Annotated in this window: 8 protein-coding genes; 1 reads left to right on the forward strand and 7 read right to left on the reverse strand. The window is 71.3% G+C overall.

The annotated features are described in order from the left end of the window. The 6 genes from FV218_RS23470 to FV218_RS21085 form a co-directional block, all read right to left on the reverse strand. Window positions 1–156: 1-deoxy-D-xylulose-5-phosphate synthase N-terminal domain-containing protein (locus FV218_RS23470; protein WP_281407886.1), on the reverse strand; the 156-nt coding region annotated here is incomplete at its 3' end. Window positions 157–263: 107 nt separating this feature from the next. Then, on the reverse strand, window positions 264–560 hold the full coding sequence (locus FV218_RS21065) for an exodeoxyribonuclease VII small subunit (RefSeq protein ID WP_056095876.1): 297 nt from the start codon (window positions 558–560) through the stop codon (window positions 264–266). 206 nt (window positions 561–766) lie between these two features. Continuing rightward, entirely contained in the window at window positions 767–1,279 is a 513-nt protein-coding gene (locus FV218_RS21070; RefSeq protein WP_147711423.1) for a protein tyrosine phosphatase, read from the reverse strand. After that, window positions 1,279–1,839 carry an HD family hydrolase gene (locus FV218_RS21075; protein WP_147711428.1) on the reverse strand — a complete coding sequence of 187 codons (561 nt, stop codon included), beginning with the start codon at window positions 1,837–1,839 and terminating at the stop codon, window positions 1,279–1,281. The genes FV218_RS21070 and FV218_RS21075 overlap by 1 nt, the downstream gene beginning before the upstream one ends. Before the next feature lie 23 nt (window positions 1,840–1,862). After that, window positions 1,863–2,483, reverse strand: coding sequence for a DNA-3-methyladenine glycosylase I (locus FV218_RS21080; RefSeq protein WP_147711424.1), 621 nt, complete (start codon window positions 2,481–2,483; stop codon window positions 1,863–1,865). 46 nt (window positions 2,484–2,529) lie between these two features. Next, window positions 2,530–3,393, reverse strand: a complete 864-nt coding sequence (locus FV218_RS21085; protein ID WP_147711425.1) for a folate-binding protein YgfZ — start codon at window positions 3,391–3,393, stop codon at window positions 2,530–2,532. Window positions 3,394–3,480: 87 nt separating this feature from the next. Here FV218_RS21085 and FV218_RS21090 point away from each other — a divergent pair, with 87 nt between their 5' ends. Then, window positions 3,481–4,833: a dihydroorotase gene (locus FV218_RS21090; protein WP_147711426.1), complete on the forward strand. Its 1,353-nt coding sequence runs from the start codon at window positions 3,481–3,483 to the stop codon at window positions 4,831–4,833. Window positions 4,834–4,962: 129 nt separating this feature from the next. Here FV218_RS21090 and FV218_RS21095 read toward each other — a convergent pair. Then, the coding region (locus FV218_RS21095; RefSeq protein ID WP_147711427.1) for a Pls/PosA family non-ribosomal peptide synthetase at window positions 4,963–8,513 on the reverse strand (3,551 nt) is incomplete at its 5' end.

An 8,513-nucleotide genomic window follows, 5' to 3' on the forward strand; every position in this document is an offset into this window, starting at 1 on the left:
GAGATGCCCGCCGGTGATCGACACCGCCTCGATCATCTCCGCCCGCACGGCCTCCGCCACCGCCGGAAGATCGCTCTCCGGCAACGCGCGCAGGGCGGAGGTCTCGGACAGACCGTCCAGAATCGAGCTTTGCTGTGACACCGAAAGCACCCTCACGTCCGGAGGAAAGACATGCGCGCAAAGGATTGCGGCAACTGAATTTTTGGTAGTAGGGGCAGGGGACCGAAGGCCCCGTTCACCCGATTCTGCGCCCGCCCGGACATCTACTCGACGTCGAGGGGCGCCGTGCCGGCGGCCTTGCCGTCGGCACCGAGGGTGATCTTCTGGATGCGGGCCTCGGCCCGCTGCAGCAGCGCGTCGCAATGGCGCTTGAGCGCCTCGCCGCGCTCGTAGATCGCCACGGATTCGTCGAGGGGCACGTCGCCCTTCTCGAGGCTGCGGACGATGCCTTCGAGCTGTTCGAGGGCCCGCTCGAACGGCAGGTCCCGGATCGAAGCCAGATCCTGTTCGGCGGCGCCAGCATCGGTCGACGCCGGGACGGCGGAGCGCGCTGAAGTCATTCCAGTCTACCCTTCATCGTGCGGGTCTAAGCCCGGGCCCGTCCGCTCCACAACCCCGCAGACCTGAGGACAACGCGCCGCCGGGCCGATTCGGCAACGGGGGCGTCGTTTCGGCCACACCCTGCCGGGTTGAAGCTTTGGTTGCGAAACCGGTTTCAAGTGACTGTCGAACATCGGAGATCGGTGTATCGCCGAGCGATTCGTCCTCACGTCAACGCGAGACGGAACGGCGTACCCTCGAAGGCGTCGGTACCGCGCCCGATCCGGGCGATGGCGGCGCTCATGCGCCCGTCGCGGCCGAGCATCCGGTCGGCGATGGCGACGAACAGGGGGTTGGGCGTGGCGGAGGGCGCGGCCGCCCGCAGGGCGTCGGCGATGGTGTCCTCGTCGCGCTCCGGCGCCAGGGCGCAGGCGGCGATGTAGGCGGCGGCCGTGGAGCGGCTGATGCCGGCGTAGCAGTGGATCACCAGGGGGTCGGCCCGGTCCCAGGCGGCGACGAAGTCGAGGATGCGGCCGATATGGGTCTCGTCGGCGAGGACGTGGCCCTCCATCGGCGCGGCGATGTCGCTGACCTCGACGACGCAGTGCCGGTCCTCGGCGATGGAGTCGGGCCGGGCAATCGCGGTGCCGGCCTTCATCAGGGTCATGAGACCGCGGGCGCCCGTGCTCGCCAGGGTCTCGGGCAGGCGCGACAGGGGGCAGACGTGGAGCGTGGGCATCAGGCCTCCGCGAGGGTTTGAAAGCGGGCGAGGAAGCGGGCCTGCGCCACGTCCGTCGGCCACGGTTCGATCAGGGCCTCGGCCCCGGCGGGCAGCGGCCCGGGCTCGCCAAAGATCGCGGCGGCCTCCGGCCGCTCGAAACCGGCCAGCCGGATCGCCTCCCAGTAGGCCGCGATGCCGTCGGCGCGCTTGACCCGATGCGCCTCGTCCGGCGTCGGCTCGGGCAGGCCGAAGCGGGCGCGGATGGCGGCGAGCAGGCGCCGCTCCACCGCCTTGTAGGAATCGCCGATGGCCGCCTTGAACGGCGAGATGATGTCGCCGATCACGTATTCGGGTGCGTCGTGCAGGAGGAGTTCGAGGCGCCGGGCCGGGGGCAGGCCGGGTTCGAGCCCGGCGCCGATGGCCTCCACCAGCAGGGAGTGCTGGGCCACGGAGAACACGTGCGGCCCGGCGGTCTGGCCGTTCCAGCGGGCGACGCGGGCGAGGCCATGGGCGATGTCGGCGATGGCGATGTCGTCGGGCGACGGGTCGAGGAGGTCGAGGCGCCTCCCTGAGAGCATGCGCTGCCACGCGCGCGATCCGCTCACGGGGTGACTCCCAGGGCGGCGCAGGGCGCGTGGCGGTGGCAGCCGACGAGGTGGTCGTTGACCATGCCCACCGCCTGCATGAAGGCGTGGACGATGGTCGGGCCGCAGAAGGTGAACCCTTCCGCCTTCAAGGCCTTCGACAGCCGCCGCGACACGTCGGTCTCGGTGGCGATGCCGGCCCGCTCCGTCGCCCGGCCCTGGATCGGCGCACCGTCGACGAAATCCCACAGGAACCGCGAAAAGCCGGGGCCGCGTTCCTCGAGGGCGAGCCACGCCTTCGCCCCCGCGATGGTGCCGACGATCTTGGCGCGGTTTCGGATGATGCCGGTGTCGCCCATCAGCCGCTCGACGTCGGCTTGCGTGAAGCGCGCGATGGACTCCGGGTCGAAGCCCGCGAAGGCCCGGCGAAAGCCCTCGCGCCGGCGCAGAATCGTGATCCAGGACAGGCCGGCCTGGAACCCGTCGAGGATGAGTTTTTCGTAGAGCGCGCGGCCGTCGTGCTCGGGCACGCCCCACTCGGTGTCGTGATAGGCGACGTAGACCGGGTCGAGGCCGGCCCACCAGCAGCGCGGGCAGCCGTCGGGATGGTGGATCAGGCCGGACGATTCGGACAGCATGGAGCCGTCTTAACCGGAGAACGGGCCGGGAACAAACACCCCCGCGTCACCCCGCCTGCATCGCCTCGGGGAACGCGAAGGTGGCGAAGGACGGCTTCTCGACGCCGAGGCGCGCCCCGCCCGCCCGCAGGGGCTCGCCCGTGGCGACGGCGTCGGCGAGGCGGTCGAGGCGCAGCATCGCGAGGCCGCGCGGGCCGGCGACGCTGCCCACGGTGCCGAGGCCGCGCGCACCGGCGGTAATTTCGGCGCCGCTCTCCAGGGTGCCCTCGACGGCGACCACGGGCACGATGCGGGTGCGGGCGGTGCCCCGGTGCTGCATGCGCGACACCACCTCCTGGCCGACGTAGCAGCCTTTTTTGAAGTCGACGCCGCCGAGCTGATCCATGAGCGCCTCGTGCGGGAAGGCATCGGAGAAGGCGAAGTCGCGCCCGCCCTCGGGGATGCCGAGGCCGATGCGGTGGGCGTGGTAATCGGCCTCGGTGGCGTCGGCGGAGAACGCGCCCTGCGCGGCGTAGAGGCGGGTGCCGAGGCCCGCGAAGCGGCCATCCGTCACCACCTCGGTGTCCATCGCCGTCCCGGCGCCGTCCCAGGCGGCGGCGACGCTGAGGGTCGGATCGAGGGCGAGGGCCGCCTTGGCGCGCAGGCGGTAGAGGGTGAGGCGCTTGAGCAGATCGGGCGCCCGCGTCGCCTCCGTGTCGAGGCGGTAGCCGCCTTCGATCCCGGGGATTTCAATGCGGGAGATCAGGAAGTCGAACAGCACCTTGCCCTGGGGGGTGAGCAGGGCGCCGAGGCGCGCCTCGCCCGGCTCCAGGGTCTCGACGTTGCAGGTGACGACGCCCTGGAGCAGGCCCGTGGAATCCTCGCCCGTGACGGTGACGACGGCGCGGTCGGGCAGCAGGGCGATGGGCATGGCGGCTCCGGAGATATCCGTGGCGTTGCACGCCACCGACGCCTGACATAAGCCGCCGCCACCCGCGTCTCAATGTGGAGCCCCACCATGGACCCGTCTTCGGACCAGCCCTTCGACCTCGTGCTCGCCGGCGGCACGATCGTGAATCAGGACGGCGAGCACCGGGCCGATCTCGGCATCCGGGCGGGGCGGATCGCGGCCATGGGCGACCTGTCGCGGGCCGACGCCGCCGAGCGGCGCGACTGCACCGGCCTGCACCTCCTGCCGGGCGTCATCGACAGCCAGGTCCATTTTCGCGAGCCCGGCCTCGACCACAAGGAGGATCTGGAATCGGGCTCCCGCGCGGCGGTGATGGGCGGCGTCACGGCGGTGTTCGAGATGCCCAACACCAACCCGCTCACCACCAGCGCCGAAGCCCTCGCCGACAAGGTCGCGCGCGCCCATCACCGGATGCATTGCGACTTCGCGTTCTGGGTCGGCGGCACCCACGAGAACGCCCATGAGGTCGCCGAACTGGAGCGCCTGCCGGGGGCGGCCGGCATCAAGGTGTTCGTCGGCTCGTCCACGGGCTCGCTCCTGGTGGAGGACGATGCCGGCGTCGCCGAGATCCTGAAGCGCACCCGGCGCCGGGCCGCCTTCCACGCCGAGGACGAGCCGATGCTGCGGGCGCAAGTGGATCGGCAGGTGCCGGGCGATCCCGCCTCGCACCCGGTCTGGCGCTCGCCCGAAGCGGCGCTCAAGGCGACGGAGCGCCTCGTGCGCATCGCCCGCGCCACGGGGGCGCGCATCCACATCCTGCACATCTCGACCAAAGAGGAGATGGTGTTCCTCGGCGGCGCCAAGGACGTCGCCACCTGCGAGGTGACGCCCCACCACCTCACCCTCGACGGCGGGGAGGCCTATGCCCGCCTCGGCACCCTGGTGCAGATGAACCCGCCCGTGCGCGACGCGGCGCACCGCGACGGCATCTGGCACGGGCTGTCGCAGGGCGTCGCCGACGTGCTCGGCTCCGACCACGCGCCGCACCTCCTGTCGGAGAAGGCCAAGCCCTATCCGGCCTCGCCGTCGGGCATGACCGGGGTCCAGACCCTGGTGCCGATCATGCTCGATCACGTGGCGGCCGGGCGCCTGTCGCTGGCCCGCTTCGTCGATCTCACCAGTGCGGGCCCCAAGCGCCTGTTCGGCATCGCCCGCAAGGGGCGCCTCGCGGTGGGGTACGACGCCGACGTGACCGTGGTGGACCTCAAGCGTCGCGAGACCATCCGCAACGGTTGGATCGCCTCGAAATGCGGCTGGACGCCCTATGACGGCGTCACGGTGACGGGCTGGCCCGTGGGCACCCTCGTGCGCGGCGCCCCCGTCATGTGGCAGGGCGAACTCACCGCCCCGTCGCGGGGCGAGGCCGTGGTGTTCGAGGAGACGCTGGCGGCGCGGGGCTGATTTTTTCGGGCGGCTCGCCCGGGGGGACGCCACCGCATCCGCCATCCCACACCCAACCTCATCCTGAGGCGCCGGCGCGCAGCGCGGGCCTCGAAGGAGGGGGGAGAGGCGGACGGCGGGGCTCCGCCCTCACGCCGCCTTCGGCGCGGCGTGGACCACCGGCACCGCCGGGGCGCCCTCCCACTCGGAATGGGCGGGGATCGACTCGCCCTTCATCACGATGGTGAGCGGGCGCAGGCGGGCATAGGCGCCGACCCTGGTGTCGTACAGCACCGTCGAGAACGCCCCCACCGAGACGCCCTCGCCGACCACCACCCGGCCGACCTTCATGATCCGGTCCTCGTAGAGGTGGGTCTGAAGGGCCGCGGTGCGGTTGATGGTGGCGTAGTCGCCGATGGTGACGCAGTCGAACTCGGTGATGTCGGTGGTGAGCATGCACACGCCGCGGCCGACCTTCACGCCGAGGAGCCGCAGCATCCAGGGCAGGAACGGCGTGCCGACGAGGTGTTCGAGCAGGACCTTGCCGGCGAGCCCCCAGTACAGAACCGCCACGGCCTCCGTGCGCATGGCCCACCACGACCACATCGGCCGCATGCCGGGCTTGTAGACGCCCATGAGCAGCCATTTCACCGCGATGACGGTGAAGGACTGGATGAACGCGATGGCGACGCTGACCGCCACGAAGGAGATGGCCAGCCCGGTCCAGTCCTGGGCCAGGATGGCGGGGTAGAAGTACCAGTCGATGGCGGTGATCGCGAGGGTGATGAACAGCATCGGCGAGAACGAGGTCGAGAACGCCTCGAAGACGCCGCGCCGGAGCTTGGGGCCGAGGCCGGGCTCGTAGGTCTGGAGGTCGGAGCCGAGGTCGACGCGCTGGCGCGCCGGCAGCTTGATGGGCGGCGAGCCGAACCAGGTGTCGCCCGGCGCCATGAGGTCGTTGGCCGGGGGCTTCGACTTGATGCCGATAAGGACGTCGTCGGGGATGACGGCCCCCGGCGGCACCACGGCGTCGTTGCCGACGAAGACGCGCGCGCCCGTGTGGACCTCGTGCAGGTGCATCCAGCCGCGCCGGATCTCCTCCTCGCCGAACACCACCTCGTCGGCGACGAAGTTGCGCATGCCGATATCGGCGAGGTCGTGGCGGCTGCCGAGGTTGGTCGAGATCTCGGCGCCCTGGCCCATGCGGGCGCCCATGAGCCGGTACCACGCCCGCATGTAGACCGTGGCGAACAGCGACGACAGGGTCTCGAGGGTGACCTCGGCGGCGAGCGCCACCGTCCATTTGCGCAGGTAGAACCCGCTGTGGATCGAGTGGGTGCCGGCGGTGGCGCGCGGCAGGATCGCCCAGCGGATGCCGGCGATGAGGAACACCGTGCCGGCCGTCATCAGCATGGCCGTGGGCCAGGTCAGGAGCGGCAGGTACCAGTGGTAGTCGATGTCGGTGAGGTTGGAGAGCGAATCGCTGAGCTGGTCGAAGATGTAGAAGGCCGGGAAGATCGGCAGCAGGCCGATGGCCGGGATCGCCGCCAGCAGGAAGGTGTAGAGCACCCCGAAGGCGAGGCGCCGCCGCGGCGAGGCCGTGGCCGGCTCCGGCAGGAGCGCGGGATCGGCGGTGCCGACGCGTCGGCCCGGCGAGCCGTCCCACACTTCGGCCCGGCCCACCACCGTGCCGGTGGGGATCGTGGTGAGGTCGCCGATCTCGGCGTGGTCGCCGATGACCGTGTCGGGGCCGATGACGCAGGAGGCGCCGATGGCGACATCCGCCCCGATGGTGACCCGGCCGATGATGAGGGTATCGCCCACCACCTCGGCGTTGGCGATGACGAGGCGGCCGCCCAGGGACCCGCCGGCCCCGATGGTGACGAGGTCGGGGGCGCCGATCTCCGCGTCGGAGATCAGGGTGTCGTCGCCGATCTTCGCGCCGAGCAGGCGCAGGTAGAACACGATGGCGGGCGAGCCCTGGAGCCACTTGATGTGCACCAGCGGCGTCAGGCGCTGGGTCAGCCACCAGCGGTAATAGTACACGCCCCAGAGCGGGTAGCGCCCGGGCCTGGTCCGCCCGAGAATCAGCCACTTCGCCGCCACCGCGATGGCGGCGGTGACGGCGTTGATGCCGATATAGACCAGAAGCAGCACGGCGAGTTCGCCGAAGAAGCCGAGGCCCCCGCCCGTGAGCAGGAGGTAGGTCACGAAGATGCCGAGCCATTGCGCGGTGGCGAGCGCGATGACGAAGGGCAGGGCGGCGGCCTGGGCGAGGCCGCAGAGGAAGCGCCGCCGGAACGAGGGCGGGGCGAAGCTGAGGTCCCGCACCGCCATCTCGGTGCCCGCCCCGCCGGTGCGTTCGATGAGGGCGTCGGCCATGGCCCGCAGGGTGCGTCGTCCGTAGACGTCCTGCAGGGTGATGGCCGCCAGCGCCGGCGCCTCCCGCACGGCGCCGACGAATCGGGCGGCCAGCAGCGAATGGCCGCCGAGATCGGTGAAGAAGTCGCCCTCGAACGGGATCGCCTGGTTGCCGAACACCTGGGTGGCGGCGGCGAGGAGCGCCGCCTCGGTCTCGTTCCTCGGCGGCTCCTGCTCGCCCGAAACGTCGGCGACCGTCAGGGTCGCCGCCCGCAGGGCCTTGCGGTCGACCTTGCCGGAGGTCAGGCGGGGCAGCACCTCGGTCACCTCGAAATGCCCCGGCACCATGTAGGGCGGCATCTGCTCGGACAGGGTGTGCCGGAGGGCGGCCCTATCGATCTCGGTGCCGCGCTCGGGGACGAGGAAGGCGACGAGGCGGTCGACGCCGTCGTCCTGGCGCAGGACCACCGCCGCCTGGTTGATGCCGGGCAGCACCCCGATGCGCGATTCGATCTCGCCGAGCTCGACCCGGAAGCCGCGGATCTTGACCTGATCGTCGATGCGGCCGTGGAACAGGATGTTGCCGGCGGCATCCAGCGAGACCGCGTCTCCGGAGCGGTAGAGCACCGGGTCGGTCCCGTCCGAGGGATAAGGGTTGGCGATAAATTTTTCGGCCGTCAGCTCGGCCCGCTGGAGGTAGCCTTTCGCGACGCCGGGGCCGCCGATGAGCAGCTCGCCGGGTTGGCCGACCCCGAGGAGTTCGAGGGTCTCGCCGGCGACGTACACCGAATAATTCGGGATCGGGCCGCCGATGGTGACGGGGGTGCCGGCCCGCATCCGCGCGGCGGTGGCGACCACCGTCGCCTCCGTCGGCCCGTAGGTGTTGAACAGGGCCCGCGCCTCCGTGGCCCAGCGGGCGACGAGGGGTTCGGGCAGGGCCTCGCCGCCCAGCAGCACGAGGCGCACGGTGGGTAGATCCCCGCTGATCATGGCGAGGAGGGTCGGCACCGTGTCGAGCACCGTGACGCGGGCGCGGGCCAGGATGCCCGGCAGGGCCTCGACGTCGCCCATCATGGCGGGGGACGCCACGAACAGGGTCGCGCCGACGAGGTACGGGACCCAGATCTCCTCCATGGAGAGATCGAAGGCGACCGACGCGCCCTGGAACACCACGTCGTCGGCACGCAGGCCGTAGAGGGCGTTTCCGGAGCGCAGGAAGTGGCAGATGTTGGCGTGGCTGATGACGATGCCCTTGGGCACCCCCGTCGAGCCCGACGTGTAGATGAGGTAGGCCGGGTGCGCGGGCGTGAGGCCGGCGCCGCGCGGGTCGGGGCGGGGGG

Source organism: Methylobacterium sp. WL69, assembly GCF_008039485.1.
Taxonomy (GTDB): domain Bacteria; phylum Pseudomonadota; class Alphaproteobacteria; order Rhizobiales; family Beijerinckiaceae; genus Methylobacterium.